This is a genomic window from Myroides sp. LJL115 (assembly GCF_054871665.1).
This window is the reverse complement of the sequence record NZ_JBTXLS010000028.1, coordinates 1-18,543: the sequence shown is the minus strand read 5'-3', so window position 1 is coordinate 18,543 and position 18,543 is coordinate 1. Positions and strand designations below refer to the sequence as shown.

Genomic DNA, 18,543 nt, shown 5'->3' with positions numbered 1-18,543 from the left:
AGACTAATGCTAATATGTAATAATGATTTTAATATATAAAAGCTCTTTACTGTTTAAGTAAAGGGCTTTTATATTAAGGTATTTTATTTTAAAACGGGCTTGAGTTTTGGGTTACTTGGTCTACAAGATAAAAAACTGATTTGAAATTTTCCTGTGTGTGGTTAGACAGTCCAATTTCACAAGATCTACTTGTTGTGAAGCACCCTTGGGTGTTTTGGGTAATTTGCTCTTTTAGGTCTTTGGTTCCAAATTGGTTAAGTTCTGGAAAAAAGAATCCTTTATCTCCAGCAAATCCACAACAATTACTCTCTAGTACGTTTACATTAGTGCTGCATAAATTAGCAAGTTCTATCAGTTTTGCTTCTAAATTATCCTTTTTAACCGAGCAAACTGCGAATATGTCAATTTGTTCTAAAGATTTTGTAATAGGTAAAACCGGCATTACCTTTTCTAGCATAAAGGAAATTGGGTCAAAAATCTGTAAATTATGATCAAATTCTTGTTGAGTAAAATGATGGAAGCATGGACTCATGTCAAAAAGGATTGGAATCTCTCCATAGTGAGAAACAATATTTAAAGCATCCTCTAAGGCCTCGGTGAATTGTGCTCCTTTTTGTGCATACCCTTTGCTAGCAAAAGGCATTCCGCAGCATAGGTAGTTGATATCAGCAGGAAGGATAACATCATATCCGGCTCTCTCTAATATATTTAAAGTAGTTTGTACAAGGTCTTTGTCTTCACTTGGATAATCCTTGGATTTACCCATAGTTCGGTTAATACATGAGGCAAAATAGACTACTTGCTTTTTTGTAGTGGCATGTGGTTCTGTCTTTTTAAGCTTTGTTTTACAAGCACCTGGCATTGCTGGGTTCCATTGAGGCAAGGTGTTATTGGATAATCTTCTAAAGCGAGTAGAGAGATTAAGCATGTTTTTATTGCCTATTATAGTTTGAATCATGCTTAAAGCCTTTAATCCAATTCTGGCTCGAGCTGTTAAGGCGGCTAGATTAATAGGAGTGAAGGTAACGTCTAGTTTTTCCTTGGAAGGAATCTTTTTCTCGCGGAAGCTCTTTACGTATTCTCCTGTATCAATGGAAACTGGACATGCAAGAGAGCATAGTCCATCTATAGCACAAGTTTGGTCTACATAGTATTCTCTGTATTTCTTTAAGTTGTCCAATTCTGTAGAATCTACTTTTCTGTTTTTTAAGCGTTGAATTTCTCTAGCCACTACTATCCTTTGTCTTGGGGATAGAGTTAAATTATGAGAAACGCAGTTGGGTTCACAAAACCCACATTCTATACAACTATCAATAATTGGGCTAGTTGCCTCACATGGCTTTAAATCCTGTAAGTGAACTTTGGGATTATTGTTAATAATAACCCCTGGGTTAAGTAAATTAACTGGGTCGAATATCGCCTTGATTTCTTTGATAATACTATAGGCCTTCTCTCCCCATTCCATTTCTACAAAAGGGGCCATATTTCTACCAGTCCCATGTTCTGCTTTTAATGATCCACCAAATTGGTTGACTACGATATCACTTAAGCCTTGCATTAGCATGCCATATCTTCTTACTTGAAGTTCATTGGAGAAATCTTGAGAGAATACAAGGTGTAAATTTCCTTGTAAGGCATGTCCAAATAACACTGCATCGTAATAGTGTAAGTCTTTAAATAATTCTTGAAGAGCTATAGCTCCTTTGGCTAAATCCTCTACTTTAAAGGCTACATCTTCTATAATGCAAGTTGTTCCAGCTTCTCTTAGGGCTCCTACACTTGGCAAAAGACCTTTTCTTGCTTTCCAATAAAAAGCATATAAAACAGGATCACTTGTAAAACTAAAAGGCGCTAGGGTAGTTACCCTTTCAAGGGCTTTAGTGATTAAAAGCTGATTTTGAATTAATTGCTCTTCACTATGGGCCTGGGTTTCTATTAAAAGAACACAAGTTTGCTCAGGTAAGTCTTTGAAAAAGGAAGGCGCTAATGGGTCATCTTCAATAGTAGTGATACTATTTCTGTCCATTAACTCCACGGCCATTACCGGAGTTTGCTTTAAGATAGGTACAGCTAAAGCGGCTTGTTCTATGTCAGAAAAAACCACTAGGCTACAGGATTTAAACTCGTAATTCTCCACTGTATTATAGGTGATATTACTGATAAAACCCAAAGTACCTTCCGAACCAATCATTAGATGTTTGATAATTTCAATAGGATCGTGATAGTCAATAAAAGCATTAATACTGTATCCTATAGTATTTTTTATCTTGAATTTATTTTCAATGGTTTGCTTTAGTAATGGATCTGCATGTATACTTTGGTGGAGAGTCTTGATTTTCTCTACCAAAGTAAATTTGGATTCTAAAAAATCCTCTACGCTTTGGTTATCGCTAGTATCTAGCACAGTCCCATCTTGTAATACTATACGGATATCTTTAATAGTATTATAGGAGTTTTGTGAAATACCACAGCACATACCACTTGCATTATTGGCAGCAATTCCACCAATCATTGCTGCGTTTAAAGAGGCAGGATCTGGTCCAATCTTTCTGCCATATGGTTTTAAAAGCTGATTTGCTTTTATACCTCTAATTCCGGGTTGAAGTTTAATTTGTAATCCTTCATTTAAAACCTCGTATTCTTGCCAATGGCTAGTTGCTACTATTAAGATAGAGTCCGTTATGCCTTGTCCCGATAGGCTAGTTCCTGCTGCGCGAAAGCAAACAGCTAATTTTAATTTATCAGCTAGCAATAAACACTCCCTTACTTGGGCTTCGTTTTTAACGAAAACAACCACTTTTGGAGTAAGGCGATAAAAGCTCGCATCACTACCGTAAGCGAGTAGTTGTAAGGGGTTTGTGATAATTTGGGATTTAGTTATTTTAAGGGATAATTTTTGGACAAACTCTTTATAAGCGTATTTTGACATAGCTATTGATTTAAAGGCGCAATTTACTAAAGAAGATTGTGAAAACCCAATGTTTTTAGGTGTTTTTATTGAAAGAAAATGTTTTTTATCTGCTATTTGTATTTTTATTCTGATAATTATACAAGCCTTAATGTAATTTGCTAAAACCTAAATAACTCCTTTTAAAACTAAGGCTAAAAGTATTACCTTTGCAACCAAATTAACACGCAACAAATTAGATACACAATGTATAAAAGCTTAATTAGACCCATACTTTTTAAATTTGATCCAGAGAAGGTGCATCATTTCACCTTTAATAGTTTAAAAATATTAAATAAAATACCAGGTGTATCTGCATTGATTAGAGCAAATTGTCAAATTAATGATCCAAGATTAGAAACAGAAGTTTTCGGATTGAAATTTAAAAACCCTGTTGGACTTGCTGCAGGTTTGGATAAAGATGCAAAATTATACAGTGAATTGGAAAATTTCGGTTTTGGATTTATAGAAATCGGAACATTAACTCCAAAGGGGCAACCAGGAAATGAGCTACCTAGACTTTTTCGTCTAAGAGAAGATCAAGGTTTAATTAACCGTATGGGATTTAATAATGGTGGAGTAGAACAGGCTGTTGAAAGACTCAGAAAAAATAAAGGTACTTTAATTGGCGGTAATATTGGTAAGAATAAGAATACTCCTAATGAGGATGCTATTTTAGATTACAATTACTGTTTTGATGCTTTATTTGATTATGTAGATTATTTTGTGGTAAATGTGAGTTCTCCAAATACCCCTAATTTAAGAGCTTTGCAAGATAAAGAACCATTGATGGCTTTATTAAATGCACTTCAAGTTAAAAATAACGCTAAGAGCAACCCTAAACCAATTTTACTTAAAATAGCTCCGGATTTAACTAATGAGCAATTAATGGATATTATTGAGATTGTAACACAGACAAAAATTGCAGGTGTAATTGCTACTAACACTACTATTTCAAGAGATAATTTAATGTCTTCTAATAAAGAGCAAATGGGTGGATTAAGTGGAAAACCTTTAACTCAGAGAAGTACTGAAGTAATTCGCTTTCTATCTGAGAAAAGTAATAAAGCTTTCCCTATTATTGGAGTAGGAGGTATTCACAGCGCTCAAGATGCTATAGACAAGTTAGAAGCAGGTGCTAGCTTAATCCAGCTTTATAGTGGATTTATCTATGAGGGACCAGCTTTAATTAAACAAATAAACCAGCGAATCTTAGCTTCTAAGAAGTAGTAATGCCAGATCATATCCTCTATGGTTTTCTAATAACAAGTGTGTTATTGGCCATTAGTCCAGGACCCGATGTTTTGTTTGTTATTTCTCAAACCGTTACCCATGGACGCAAATCTGGTTATGCCATCGTTGCAGGGCTTTTATGCGGACTAGTAGTGCATCTAAGCTTATTTGCCTTTGGTATTTCAAACTTGATTGTTTCCTCTAATTTGGCTTTCAGTATTGTAAAGTTCTTAGGTGGAGCTTATTTACTGTGGCTCTGTGTAGCTATTTTTAGAGATAAGAGTAGCATTACCATCGAAAGTGGTTCTACCCAGAAAGTGGGCTTTTTCGCATTTGTACAAAAGGGATTTTGGATGAATGTCCTAAACCCTAAAGTAATGATGTTCTTTCTTGGTCTTTTTCCAGGGTTTTTGGTCACCGATAGCATTTACAGTATAAAGGAGCAAGTTTTTATCTTAGGACTTATCTTTATTGGACAAGCACTTGTGGTCTTTGGGTTAATCTGTACCATTGCTGGATACTTTGCAACCTTTATTACTACTAGTAAACTTTTTACTACTATTATAAAGTGGGTGCAAATTTTGCTGTTTGGTTTTTTAGGACTGTACCTTTGGTTTAGTTTATTATAGAGGGATATAAATACAATATTTTAAAACAGGTTTTTTAAAAGAAGTAATTCTTTGAGAAACCTGTTTTTTTATGAGCCAATACACTTAAAAGAAGTAGGAGGAAATTATTTTTTTTACGTTTGGTAAATTCCCTATAATTCCTTTATATTTGGGAGTATGCAAGCAAAAGTTAAAATTATAGAATGCCCTCGCGATGCTATGCAAGGCATTAAAATGTTTATTCCAACTTCTTTGAAGATTCAATATATTCAATCCTTACTTAGGGTAGGGTATGATAGTATTGACTTTGGTAGTTTTGTTTCGCCAAAAGCTATCCCTCAAATGCAAGATACTCAAGAAGTTTTGCAAGGATTGGACCTAAGTAGAACCCAAAGTAAGCTTCTAGCTATTATTGCTAACACTAGAGGGGCTGAAATGGCAGCTATGCATAAAGAGATAGAATATTTGGGCTTCCCATTTTCTATTTCGGAGAACTTTCAAATGAGAAATACCCATAAAACTATTGCGGATTCTTTAATAAGTCTACAGGAAATATTAAATATTGCCGCTAAGAACAATAAAAAAGTAGTGGCTTACTTATCTATGGGATTTGGAAATCCTTATGGAGATCCATGGAATGTAGATATTGTTGGTATGTGGACAGAGCGTTTAGCTCAAATGGGTGTGGAAATTATTTCTTTATCTGATACAATTGGCTCTTCTACCCCTGAGGTAATAGATTATTTATATTCTGCTTTAATTCCAGCTTACCCTACAATAGAATTTGGAGCGCATTTACATACAGCAAAAGATACTTGGTTTGAGAAAGTGGACGCTGCTTTTAAAGCGGGCTGTATTCGTTTTGATGGTGCTATTAAAGGTTATGGAGGCTGCCCAATGGCTAAAGATGAATTGATAGGTAATATGCCTACAGAAAAGCTTTTGAGTTACTTTACTGCAAATAAGATAGATACCAATTTAAATGCAATGTCTTTCGAGAGTTCTTACAACGAGGCGTTAAAAATATTTAATTTTTACCACTAGATTTTTTTAATTGATTTAAAAAAGCTAAATTTGCGTGCAATTCAACTACAATTGCACATGAAAGCACACACAGCTAAAATCATCGGTCAAGGACTAACTTACGATGACGTTCTATTAGTTCCTAACTATTCAGAAGTATTACCACGCGAGGTAAGTTTAAAAACAAATTTTTCAAGAAACATAACATTAAACGTTCCTATTGTATCTGCAGCTATGGATACAGTAACGGAAAGCGATATGGCTATTGCTATGGCAAGAGAAGGTGGAATCGGAGTGATCCACAAGAACATGACTACAGAGCAGCAAGCCAAAGAGGTTAGAAAAGTAAAAAGAGCAGAATCAGGTATGATTTTGGATCCTGTTACTCTTCCTCTAACTGCAACTGTTGGTGATGCTAAACAAGCAATGGCTGAGTATAACATTGGAGGTATTCCAATTGTGGATGAAAATGGTGTTTTAAAAGGTATTATTACCAATAGAGATATGCGTTTTGAGAAAGTATTCTCAAGACCTATTACAGAGGTAATGACTAAGGAAAACTTAGTAACTGCAAAACAAGGTACAACTTTACCACAAGCAGAAGAGATCCTTCAACAAAATAAAATCGAAAAACTACCAGTGGTAGATGTAGATTATAAATTAGTAGGATTAATTACTTTCCGCGATATCACAAAATTAACTTTAAAACCTAACGCTAATAAAGATAAATTTGGTCGTTTACGTGTAGCAGCTGCTTTAGGAGTTACTGCAGATGCAGTAGATAGAGCAGAAGCTTTAGTAAAAGCTGGAGTAGATGCTTTAATTATCGATACAGCTCACGGACATACTCAAGGAGTTGTTGGTGTTTTAAAACAAGTAAAAGCTGCTTTCCCTGAAATCGACGTAGTGGTTGGAAACATTGCTACTCCAGAGGCTGCTTTATTCTTAGTTGAAAACGGTGCAGATGCTGTTAAAGTTGGAATTGGACCAGGTTCTATCTGTACAACAAGAGTTGTTGCAGGAGTAGGGTTTCCTCAATTCTCTGCTATTATGGAAGTTGCTGCTGCTTTAAAAGGAACAGGTGTTCCTGTTATTGGTGATGGTGGTCTTCGTTACACAGGAGATATCCCTAAGGCTATTGGAGCTGGTGCGGACTGTGTAATGCTTGGTTCTATGTTAGCTGGTACAAAAGAATCTCCAGGAGAAACAATTATCTTTGAAGGAAGAAAATTCAAAGCTTACCGTGGAATGGGGTCTGTTGCAGCAATGAAGCAAGGTTCTAAAGATCGTTACTTCCAAGATGTGGAAGATGATGTGAAGAAATTAGTTCCAGAAGGTATCGAAGGAAGAGTAGCTTACAAAGGTGAATTAAACGAGAGTATGTTACAGTTCATCGGTGGTTTAAGAGCAGGTATGGGATACTGTGGAGCTAAAGATATTCCAACACTACAAGAAGTTGCACGTTTTGTACAATTAACAGCTTCAGGTATTGGAGAGAGCCACCCTCATAACATTACTATTACTAAATCAGCGCCAAATTATTCTAGATAATAATTGGAAGCTCTTTACAAGCAATTCAAAATGCTAAGTAAAAAAGCTATAGTATAGAAAACGCCCTTATATAAATGATATATAAGGGCGTTTTATTTGGTATTTACTTTATCATGGAATGAAAAGTAAAACTGTTTAACCTAAGGGGAATGTGAGGGAAATACATTTATTTGTACAATAAATGCAAAACATGTAAATGCTCTTGTTACATTTACTGCTGACGTAAGTATAAGAGGCACCTCTAAGGGATAAGGATGTTTAAGTACTTCAATGCCTTGTAATAGATGGGTAGTTAGCTATCTTGTGTATAATATAAAGGGGGCTATTTCATTTGAAATAGCCCCCTTTATATTGATGTTTATTTACTAAGAAAGTTGCTGTTCTTTATTTGGAGTAAAAATACGTCTAATCTTAATGGAGAAAGCCACAAATAATAAAGTCATAATTGGGCTAATTAAATTAAAGAAAGCATAAGGTAAATACGCAAGAGTTTCCACTCCTAATACACCTGCGTGATAAGCTCCACAAGTAGTCCATGGAATAAGTACAGAGGTTACTGTCCCTCCATCTTCTAGTGTTCTACTTAAATTCTCCGGTGCAAGGCCTCTTTTTTGGTATTCTTTGGCAAACATTTTGCCTGGAATAACAATAGATAAGTACTGCTCAGAGGCTGTAATGTTTACTGCTATACAACTTGTTACCGTACTGGCAAAAAGTCCAAAAGTACTCTTTGCAAATATTAGTAAGGATTTAGTTACTTTCTTTAAAGCTCCAATAGATTCCATAATACCGCCAAAGAACATAGCGCATAAAATAAGCCAAACTGTGTTTAGCATACTTTTCATACCTCCTGCTTTGAATAAGCTATTTAGACTCTCCATAGGAGAAATAATTTCTATATCTGTGGTAATGGCATTCATAAGGCCTTTATATCCCGTAATGATATCTAAATCACCTACTTTTTGAGCTCCACCAACTAGACCAACTAACTCTGGTTGGAAGATTAAAGCGAAAATAGCTCCTAAGATTGTACCAATAAGTAAAGCCATAATTGGTTTTACTTTAAATAAAATACAGCAAATTACCATCACTGGTACTAAAAATAGCCAAGGAGAAATATTAAATGTTTGTTCAATAGCCTCTAGAGTTTCGCTAATATCAATGCTAGTGGATACATCCATATTAAAACTAATAATTACAAAAGCTAAAAGAGTAACCACATAGGTGGGAACTGTTGTATACATCATATAACGAATATGTGTAAAAAGATCGGTTCCTGCAATAGCAGCAGCTAAATTGGTTGTATCGGATAAAGGGGATAGCTTATCTCCAAAGTAAGCTCCTGAGATAATAGCACCTGCGCTAATAGCCGGGTTAATACCCATAGTATTTCCAATTCCAATAAGTGCAATTCCCACCGTTGCTGAGGTAGTCCATGAACTTCCTGTAGAAACCGAGATGATTGAACAAATTATCACACAACATGGCAAAAATACATGTGGGTTTAAAACTTGTAATCCGTAATATATCATTGTTGGAATTACTCCAGATAAAAGCCATGTTCCAGACAAACTTCCTACCAATAGTAGAATGAAGATAGCCATAGTAGTGTCTTTGACGTTTTTGCTTACTTTATTAAGCATTTTGTCATATGGTACTCTATTGTATAATCCTATAAAGATGGCTAGTAAACCAGCTAGAAGCAATATAAATTGATTACTACCACGTAAAGACTCAGCTTGGTATATAAAAACATTAAAGCCCAAAAGGCTAATTAAAAAGACCATTGGAATTAACGCCTGTAAAAGGGTGATTTTCTTTGGTGCGGATGTCTGCATAATAAAAAAGAATTATTCTAATCAAGAAATATACGTTTTTTTATGTAAAGTAAATGTTCTTATGTGATAAAAATCGCCTAATTTTTCAAAAGTAGTTTTTTTAGAATATAAGGAGTTTGTGTGGTTTTTGTATGTTTTGTTAATGGGATGTGTATATTTATAGTGAATAATACAGTGGTGTATTTACTATTTGTAAAAAAGGTGATAGTACCAGAATTTACTAGGAGTTCTAATAGGCTGTAAGGGATTTTTATATAGGGTACTTTACTTTTAATTGGAAATTTTAGTATGCTAATATTTTACACCTATATTGGTAAGCAAGTTGAAGCGTATGTAGACTTTTAAAAAGGGAATAAGGGGGAGAATAAAAAACGCCCCCATATATTATGGAGGCGTTTTTGAAACTGTGTTAATTCAGTAGAGTTATAATTTTATATAAGAAACTTCTGCATTTGCAGTTGTTCCAAAAAGAGTAAACTTATAAGTAGAATATAAAGTACTTCTGTCTGTAGTAATAAAGGTTCTTACAGAATCTCCGAACTTAACTGTTAAATCCTCGCTAATAGGAGAAACCACTGGATCAAGCTTGTCTCCCTTTGCTGTAATTTGAACTAAAGTAGCAATTAATCCATCTGTTTTACTATCTAAAGCAATAGTGATTTGTTCTTCAATAATACGATTTGGATCTGATACTGGTGGCATTTCTGAAAATGCATATTCACCACTGTGAACATCAGGGATATCATAAGCTAGTCTATCTGTTTTCCAAGTACCTATGAAGTCTTCCATTTCAGCTTGCTTTAAAGTAGTTACTTGAACTTTAGCTGTTGTTCCCATTAATGTCATTGGGTAAGAAACAACAAATTGAGCTTCATTTGCTTTAGTAATTGTTCTTGTTTCAAATCCTTCAAAAACGATGTCTTTCCCTTGTACTTTACCTGTGTATGACTTAATAAGAGTTCCGTCTTCAGTGTACTGAGATAAAGTAATTTGGTCTTGAGAGGTGATTTTATATACTTCTTTATAAGGGTATTCTGCACCGAATTTACCGCTTAATTGTACGAATTTAAACGTACCACTATGTAGTCCTGGTATATCATAAGTTAGCTCATCTGTTTCCCAGTTTCCAGCAAATATTTCAATGTTTTCTTCCGGGCGAATAATAGTGTCATCACTATTAGAGCAACTTGTAACTCCCATAAATAGAGTTAAAATAAGGCTGCATGTAAAAAATCTTTTCATGTTTATTTGATAATGATTATTAGTTTATGTTTTTTAGAATCCAATCACGCTTTGATTGTATATAGCGTCTTTTTGGGAAGGAGTTAGATCTTTTTGGTAATTAAATAAAGCAGCTTCCCAATCTCCATATCCTGAGTTTGGAAATACAATAAATTTCTTACCAAATAAGTCTTGGTTGGAAATAACATTTTGTAATCTTTCTTCTTGGCTCTTCTTATCAAAAGCAGCAGAGAAGTCCGATAAGTTATCTCCTAATAATAATACGATTTCGTGTGTTTTGTTTAAGTCCTCGCGACGAGTCTCTTTGCTTGATTCAGCTGTTCTTACAATAACATGATCGTTATCTGCAAAAGGGAAATTATATTTTTTTAAGTTTTGGATTGTTCCTTCTTTATCTAATTCTCCACGGTTTGTGATATAAAATACCTCTACGTTTTTTGAAGCTGCATAGTTAAAAAAGTCAAGGCTACCTAAAACTGGCTTTGCGTCAGCCTTTATAGTCCACTTATTCCAAGATTCTTGGCTAAAGGACTTACCTTCTCTTGCCATTTGAACTGCATAAGGGGAGTTGTCTAAGAAAGTTTCATCTATATCTGTTACAATAGCGATAGGTTTTTGGTGCTCTTGTTGTAGAATATTGTCTAATTGCAATCTAGCAATGTTAAAGGCTTGTAGGCAAAGTGCTTGGTATTCAGCTGCGTTTTGTTGAAAAACAGCTGCGTAAAGTTTTCCTTCTAGTTCTATATTATTTAGTTCTGTAGTAGGTTTTACTTGTTGCCTTTGCTGTGCTGGTGCACAAGAGTATAAAGATACAAAAGCAATACTTGCAATAAGCAATGATCTTTTTAACATGATAGTTTATTAATTTCTAATTTGCACAAAACTACACATTTAATTCTAAAAATTTTGTTAGCGTTTATATAACATTGCCAATTTTAGGGCCTTTAGTAAAAAATAAAGCCCCAATATTTGATTAATTATGGGGCTCTTGTTGTTATATTACTTTATTTCAGCAGATTTCTCGTCAAATAATTCATCTACTGACCAATATCTCTCACCTGTATCATAGTTAAAGGTTAATACGGTAGATCCTTTTGGGATTTGTGGTAATAACTGCTCAATAGCAGCAAGAGAGCTTCCAGTGGATACACCTGCTAGAATACCTTCTTTACTTGCTATTGCATTAGTGTATTGGTAAGCTTTTTCTTTGTCCACTGTCAGAATACCATCAAAAATTGAAGGATTTAGAATTTTTGGGACAAAACCTGCTCCAATACCTTGAAGGGAGTGTGGCCCTGGTTTTCCTCCACTTAATACAGGAGAGTTTGAAGGCTCTACTGCATATACCTTTAAGTTGGGGAATTCCTTTTTTAATACCTCTGCTACACCTGTGATATGACCTCCTGTTCCTACGCCAGTTACTAGGTAATCAATTCCTTCTGGGAAATCTCTTAGGATTTCTTGAGCTGTTGTTTGTCTGTGGATTTCTGGATTTGCAGGGTTGTTGAATTGTTGAGGTACCCAAGAATTCGGTGTTTCTAAGGATAATTCATTAGCTCTTGCCACCGATCCAGCAGTTCCTAATTCTTTAGGAGTAAGGACGAACTTAGCTCCATAGGCAGCCATAAGTTTTCTCCTTTCAATACTCATGGACTCAGGCATAACTAAGATTAATTTATACCCTAGAACTGCACAAGCCATTGCTAAACCAACTCCTGTATTTCCAGAGGTTGGTTCAATTATAGTAGTGTCTTTATTGATAAGGCCTTGTTCTTGTGCTTGCATAAGCATAGCTAAGGCAATACGGTCTTTTAGGCTTCCTCCCGGGTTTTGTTTTTCTAATTTAATCCAAACATTGATATCGGGATTAAAAAGCTTATTTATTTTTACATGAGGCGTATTTCCAATAGCCTGTAGGATGTTGTCTAATTTCATAATTCTTATTTTTTACTTAAAGGTAGCATTAAATAATAAAGTTAATAGGTTTGGGGGCAGATTGTTGGTCTTTTGTATACACTTTACTCTTGCTGTATATAATCGAGTTTGGATCTACACTCTTGGTTAACCATACGTTACCACCGATAACACTATCATGTCCAATGATAGTATCTCCTCCTAAAATAGTGGCTCCGGAGTAAATAATTACATTGTCTTGGATTAAAGGGTGTCTTGTAGTATTGGCTTTATCCTTAGATACGGAAATAGCCCCTAAAGTAACTCCTTGATAAATTTTCACATTATCTCCAATTATACAAGTTTCTCCAATTACAATACCTGTTCCGTGATCTATACAGAAGTATTTTCCAATTTTGGCAGAAGGATGGATATCGATTCCTGTTTTACTATGGGCATATTCGGTCCAAATTCTAGGTAACAAACTTACTTTCTGCTTTTGTAATTGATGAGCAAATCTATAAATAGCAATGGCATAAAACCCTGGGTATGCAATATATACTTCTTGTAGGGAAGTTGCTGCTGGGTCATTTTTTAATATAGCATCTGCATCGGTTTGTAAAGTGAAATAAATTTGCGGTAAGGCATCAAAGAACTCTTTGGTAATTATGTTGGATTTATCACCATTTTGATTGATATTAAAAACAATAGAAGTTAACTCATTTTTCAAACCTTGTATGCGAATATCTATAGCCTTTTCACATAGGTATTTTTTGTCTTCTAATTGAAATAAAAAATGAAAAAGGCTGTCGGTAAACTTTTCAATACGCTTTTTGTCTAAAAAGGATTGAGAACTTTCATTCTTATGAAGTAACTCTTTAATAAATTTTGCTTGCATTGTCTATGGTAATGTCCAATAAAATAGTTTTTTTATATACTATAAAAAGTCCTATCGGTATTTGTAAAATATTTTTAAGTAACAGTTTTCGACTGTATAGGTAAATTTAATAATATATCATTGTATACTCATTATTTTAACTAAATATAACAATATATTATTCTTATTGTAGATTACTTGAGGTGTAATATATTGATTTTAAGTTGTTTGTATTTATGTTATCTATTTTAGATAACAAATGTTAAAATGAGTAAATAGCACAAAATGTGATGTATAATTATCTTACATTTGTTTAAGAATTACGAAGGCGAAGTGATTCAAAGCAAGCATTTTTTGTCTTGTATACTTGAAAAAAGGAATAGATTTAATTTTGAATTTCTAATGAGTTGGCTACTTATGATGAAATTTAGTTTTGTTGTTTTGTTGTTCTATTCACAGTTTTCAAATAAATACAAGTCAGCATGAAATTTTGCAATGAAAAGGTCATCCTCAAAAAGGGTGACCTTTCATTATTTATATAGTAGGTAAAAAAATTACTTTAGAATTTCAAGAGATATTGTGATGAAAATGATGTTTTTAGGTAAATAGTAATAGTACATCTTGTATTATAGTTAAAATAAAACCTTACCGTAAAAGAAGTACAGACTAAAAAGGAGTTCAGCCTGTATAACCTTTATATCTTCCTTTTGGTGTTTATTGCCTGTTTTGCTTTACCTCAATAATACCCATTGATGTACCTAGTATTTTTTAACTAGTATAGAAATGTTTTAGAAACTTACCCAATTAACATAGTCTTTAAGTTTGTTCTATATACATCCATAAGGGTGTTTTTAGATACATAACCAGCGTATATACCTTGGCTTTCTACTAAAATATGTTGTACATGGTGCTGGTCAAAATTGTCAATATAGGTTTTTGCCGAGTCACTTTTTTCCAAAATAATAGCAGGACTGATTAATTGGGATATATCTAAAGTTTTGTTTTGCAGGGTGTTAATAATAAGGGGTCTTACGTTATCTAAATAGATAATACCTTGAATTTTATTTTGATCATCAACAACAGGAATAAAGGAGAGTTGAGTACTTCCTAGAGCATCCATTATTTGTTCAGGGGTTGCATGATTATTAAGTGTTCTAGCATCATTTTTAACATAAGACTCTAAATCAATTGTAGATAGTATATTTGTGTCTTTATCGTTAGTGAAAATCTGGCCAGTTGGTACAAGTTCCTTCACGTCCATAGCGTAGGTTTCTAGCCTTTTAGATATAGCATAGCATAGTGCCACAACAATTAAAATAGGAGGTAGGAGTACATAGCCATTAGTGACCTCTACAATCAAAAATATTGCCGTTAAAGGGGAATGAAATAAACCACAAATAAGCCCGGACATACCCACTACAGCCATATTTTGAACTGGAGCATGACTAAAACCTATAAGAGTCAGTAATTTACCAAATGCAAAGCCTACATAGGAACCTGCAAATAATGCAGGAGCAAAATCCCCTCCATTACCACCACTTCCCAATGTTAGACCTACAGCTATAGTTTTTACAAAACCAGCAGATAAAACAAAAAACAAAAGAAACCATTCACTGGTGCTAAACTTTTCAAAGATAGTATTAGATAAAATACTCTGTGGGTGATCTCCAAGTAGTAAACGTATACTATTATATCCTTCCCCAAATAAGCTAGGGAAAATTAAAATTAAGACCCCTAAAAGGCCTGCTCCAATTAATGCTTTTTTATAAGGATGTCCTACGTAGGAATTTAGTTTCTTTACTGTGTTTCTATATATTCTAGCATGGTATACACTGAATAAACCAATAACTACACCTAAAACTAAATAATAAGGAAGATCACTAGGATTAAAGGTAAGTTGGTACTTTAAGGATAAAAGCAAGCCTTCTTTTTGGATAAGATTAGCCACTAAGGTTCCCGTTACACTAGCTATCATAATAGGAATAAAGGATGCGGTAGAAACTTCAAGTAAAATAATTTCTACGGCATAAAATATACCTCCAATTGGTGCATTGTACATTGCTCCAATACCGGCAGCTACACCACTTGCTAAAAGAAGTAATCGGTCTTTATAAGAGAGTAGGTAATTTTGGGCATAATTTGAACCCAAAGCCGCGCCTGTTATAGCTGTAGGGGATTCCAAACCTAGAGAACCTCCTAAACCAACAGTAAGTGAGCTGGTTATAATCTGGGCATACATTTGCTTTTTGGGTATAATACCTGCTTTTTTAGCAATAGAAATCATGATCTCTGTAGTTCCCTTTACCAAACTTCCGCCTAAGAATTTTCGAACGACAAATACAGTTAACACAATACCAAATATAGGTAAAATACTAAAGGTATATGGAATGCTGGAAATACCATCTATACTTGTAGCATATTGAAAAACAGCTCTAGCAAAGGCTTTTAGTATTAAAACAGCCACACCAGCGGTTGCTCCAACTAAGATGCAGGAGATATATAAAAATTGGCGATCTGTAGTGAAAGATTTTACAAAAAATAAAATGCCTTCACTATAATGAAAAGCTTTTTCTATCCCTATAATCAGCTTTTTAAATAAATATTGAATAAACCTGTAAATAGATCCAAAAATTCGGCTAAAAAAAATAAATATAGGGTGGAGTAAGTTCGCAAAAAATTGGCCAAATTTACTAAGCGCATTCTTCATATAGAGGGCAGTTACAGATAAAAAGTCTAATTTAAGTTAAAAATCGTTAATTTCTATGAAAAAGTTAACTTCTTCTTGTAAAAGGTGAAAAAAAGTAAAGAATTCTTTTTCAAATTGCTCATGATAAAGCTCTAATTCATTGGTAGACAGACTCATTTTAGATACTCCTTTAGTTCTTCGATCCATCTGGGAGAGAATATAATGAAGCCCTTCTATGCTTTGGTATTTTAATAACCAATTCTCTCTGATCATAATGGGATAAAAGTGTTGTACTTTTTGGGGTAAAAGTTCAAAATTATCCTCTAGAATTTTATAGAAATTTTGGCTGTATTCTTTTAATGGAGTGGAGCTAAATAATGACCAGTTTTTAGCTAGAAAATAATCGTAATACATATCGATAATTACTGCAGCATAGTGATTGTACTTTGGTACAATTCTCTTTTTACTTTGTCTCCAAATTGGGTGTGTGTCTGTGAAGGTATCAATATGTCGATGCAGTATAATACCCTGTTGGATTTCTTTAGGATACTCTTTGTACTGCTTGCCTCTTACCGAGTCGGCTATGAAATTCCCTATTTGTATGGGTGTTATGTCTTTGGATAAAAATATATGGGCTAAAAAATTCATATGTAATTGGCAATACTAGGCTTGGGGTAATTCTCAAAGATAAGCCAATAAACTATGGTTTTTGTGTTATATTTGTCCTAATACAAAAAAATAAAATTCTTATGACATTAATAAAATCGATTTCTGGTATTAGAGGGACCATTGGTGGTGAGGTAGGAGATAATTTAACTCCAATAGATGCGGTAAAGTTTGCCTCTGCTTATGGTAGCTTTTTAAAGAATAACTCTTCAAAAGAAAAATTAAGCATAGTTATCGGACGTGATGCTCGTCTATCGGGTGAAATGATCCACAATCTTGTAATGTACACATTAGTGGGCTTGGGAATTGATGTAATAGATTTAGGACTTTCTACTACACCAACGGTGGAAATTGCAGTTCCTTTGGAAAAAGCAGATGGTGGAATTATACTAACTGCATCTCACAATCCAAAACAGTGGAATGCTTTAAAACTTTTAAATGATAAGGGAGAATTCTTAGATGCTGAGCAAGGAGCTCAAATTATTGCTATAGCAGAAAAAGAGTCATACGATTTTGCTCAGGTAGATGATTTAGGTAAAATCACTACTATCGAGGGATATATGGACAAACACATTGAGGAGGTTTTAAAGTTAAAACTTGTAGACCTTGAAAGTGTTAAGAATAAAAAGTACAAAGTAGTTGTAGATGGAGTTAACTCTTCAGGTGGTATTGTAATACCTGCTTTATTAGAGAAAATGGGAGTAGAGGTAATTAAAATTCACTGTGAACCTACTGGACACTTTGCTCATAACCCAGAACCTTTAAAAGAACATTTACAAGATATTTGTGAACTTGTTGTAAAAGAAAAGGCTGATTTTGGAATTGTTGTTGATCCAGATGTAGATCGTTTAGCTTTTATTAGTGAAGATGGCCAAATGTTTGGAGAGGAGTATACTTTGGTTGCTGTAGCAGACTACGTTCTAAGTCAAACGCCAGGGAATACTGTATCTAACTTATCTTCTTCAAGAGCTCTTAAAGATGTAACTGTTGGACATAATGGACAGTATAACGCTTCGGCTGTTGGAGAAGTTAACGTGGTAAGTTTGATGAAACAAACTAATGCTGTTATTGGTGGAGAAGGTAATGGAGGAATTATCTATCCAGAGAGTCACTACGGAAGAGATTCTTTAATTGGAGCAGCTCTGTTTTTAACCCATTTATCTAAACAAGATAAAAGTGTTGCTGAGTTAAGAGCTAGTTATCCACAGTACTTTATGAGCAAGAACAAAATTGAACTTACTCCTAAATTGAATGTTGACATGATTTTAGAGCAAATTGCACAGAACTATTCCAACCAAGAGGTTTCTTTAGTGGACGGTGTGAAGATTGATTTTCCACAATCATGGGTTCATTTGCGTAAATCTAATACAGAACCAATTATTCGCATTTATACAGAGGCTAAAACCCAAGAAGATGCAGATCAATTGGCTCAAAGAATGATAGAAGAATTAAGCGTAATAGCAGGAATTTAATACATTGCTTTTAAAATAAAAAAACCACTTTTTGAAATCTTCAAAAAAGTGGTTTTTTTAGTGTGCCCAGCATGGGTAGTAACTCTAGGGTGTAAGTCCCGAACACGCCTTTACAACGGGAAGTGTTAGCCAAATGCAAGGGTGTCCATCGCAAGGTGGAATCTGAAGGAAGCGCTAGGCAAACCCTTGACCTGACGAACAGAAACTATATCAGGCTCAATAATATCGGATAAGGTTGCTAAACAAACTGAAGTCCAAAGTTGTACGGAGATATTTAGGGTAAATATAGCAGGTATATGAGGGGAAAGTTACTGTTCTTACCTGGGGAGGTCTTACAGACATAGGAAAGTTTTTTTTTACAGAACTATGGATAACAATTGCTGTAAGAAGTCAGCAGAAGTCATAGTAGGTATGGATACAAGCTTGGCAATACCAAGAAGTCTTACGAAATACTGAAGGACTGAACTTAATTTAAATGAGTAGTAAATGAATGTTACCTAATGAAGG

Annotated in this window: 13 protein-coding genes; 5 read left to right on the top strand and 8 right to left on the bottom strand. The window is 34.3% G+C overall.

The features are described 5' to 3' along the window. Positions 1 to 88 precede the first annotated feature (88 nt). The gene (locus ACYSNX_RS08135; RefSeq protein ID WP_461754183.1) at positions 89 to 2,929 is read right to left on the bottom strand and encodes an FAD-binding and (Fe-S)-binding domain-containing protein; all 2,841 of its coding nucleotides are present in this window, start codon (positions 2,927 to 2,929) and stop codon (positions 89 to 91) included. 225 nt (positions 2,930 to 3,154) lie between these two features. Between ACYSNX_RS08135 and ACYSNX_RS08130 the strand changes: the two genes are divergently transcribed. From ACYSNX_RS08130 to guaB, 4 genes are all read left to right on the top strand, one after another. Further along, positions 3,155 to 4,177: a quinone-dependent dihydroorotate dehydrogenase gene (locus ACYSNX_RS08130; RefSeq protein WP_461754182.1), complete on the top strand. Its 1,023-nt coding sequence runs from the start codon at positions 3,155 to 3,157 to the stop codon at positions 4,175 to 4,177. A gap of 2 nt (positions 4,178 to 4,179) precedes the next feature. Next, positions 4,180 to 4,809, top strand: coding sequence for a LysE family translocator (locus ACYSNX_RS08125; protein ID WP_461754181.1), 630 nt, complete (start codon positions 4,180 to 4,182; stop codon positions 4,807 to 4,809). Between the two features lie 156 nt (positions 4,810 to 4,965). After that, entirely contained in the window at positions 4,966 to 5,832 is an 867-nt protein-coding gene (locus tag ACYSNX_RS08120; protein ID WP_461754180.1) for a hydroxymethylglutaryl-CoA lyase, read from the top strand. A 57-nt stretch (positions 5,833 to 5,889) separates the two neighbouring features. Next, on the top strand, positions 5,890 to 7,362 hold the full coding sequence (guaB, locus tag ACYSNX_RS08115; RefSeq protein ID WP_461754179.1) for an IMP dehydrogenase: 1,473 nt from the start codon (positions 5,890 to 5,892) through the stop codon (positions 7,360 to 7,362). A 365-nt stretch (positions 7,363 to 7,727) separates the two neighbouring features. Here guaB and nhaC read toward each other — a convergent pair whose 3' ends face one another. The 7 genes from nhaC to ACYSNX_RS08080 all read right to left on the bottom strand — a co-directional run bounded on the left by nhaC (position 7,728) and on the right by ACYSNX_RS08080 (position 16,546). Continuing rightward, positions 7,728 to 9,200: a Na+/H+ antiporter NhaC gene (nhaC, locus tag ACYSNX_RS08110; protein ID WP_461754178.1), complete on the bottom strand. Its 1,473-nt coding sequence runs from the start codon at positions 9,198 to 9,200 to the stop codon at positions 7,728 to 7,730. 423 nt (positions 9,201 to 9,623) lie between these two features. Next, entirely contained in the window at positions 9,624 to 10,400 is a 777-nt protein-coding gene (locus ACYSNX_RS08105; protein WP_461754177.1) for a hypothetical protein, read from the bottom strand. A 75-nt stretch (positions 10,401 to 10,475) separates the two neighbouring features. Next, positions 10,476 to 11,294, bottom strand: a complete 819-nt coding sequence (locus ACYSNX_RS08100; protein ID WP_461754176.1) for a 5'-nucleotidase, lipoprotein e(P4) family — start codon at positions 11,292 to 11,294, stop codon at positions 10,476 to 10,478. Positions 11,295 to 11,441: 147 nt separating this feature from the next. Next, positions 11,442 to 12,377, bottom strand: a complete 936-nt coding sequence (gene cysK, locus ACYSNX_RS08095; protein ID WP_461754175.1) for a cysteine synthase A — start codon at positions 12,375 to 12,377, stop codon at positions 11,442 to 11,444. A gap of 28 nt (positions 12,378 to 12,405) precedes the next feature. After that, on the bottom strand, positions 12,406 to 13,233 hold the full coding sequence (locus ACYSNX_RS08090; protein WP_461754174.1) for a serine O-acetyltransferase: 828 nt from the start codon (positions 13,231 to 13,233) through the stop codon (positions 12,406 to 12,408). A gap of 775 nt (positions 13,234 to 14,008) precedes the next feature. After that, positions 14,009 to 15,676 carry a chloride channel protein gene (locus ACYSNX_RS08085; RefSeq protein ID WP_461754173.1) on the bottom strand — a complete coding sequence of 556 codons (1,668 nt, stop codon included), beginning with the start codon at positions 15,674 to 15,676 and terminating at the stop codon, positions 14,009 to 14,011. Between the two features lie 279 nt (positions 15,677 to 15,955). Further along, positions 15,956 to 16,546, bottom strand: coding sequence for an acyl carrier protein phosphodiesterase (locus tag ACYSNX_RS08080; protein ID WP_461754172.1), 591 nt, complete (start codon positions 16,544 to 16,546; stop codon positions 15,956 to 15,958). A gap of 101 nt (positions 16,547 to 16,647) precedes the next feature. Here ACYSNX_RS08080 and glmM point away from each other — a divergent pair, with 101 nt between their 5' ends. After that, positions 16,648 to 18,036, top strand: a complete 1,389-nt coding sequence (glmM, locus tag ACYSNX_RS08075) for a phosphoglucosamine mutase (protein ID WP_461754171.1) — start codon at positions 16,648 to 16,650, stop codon at positions 18,034 to 18,036. The last annotated feature ends 507 nt before the right edge of the window (positions 18,037 to 18,543 follow it).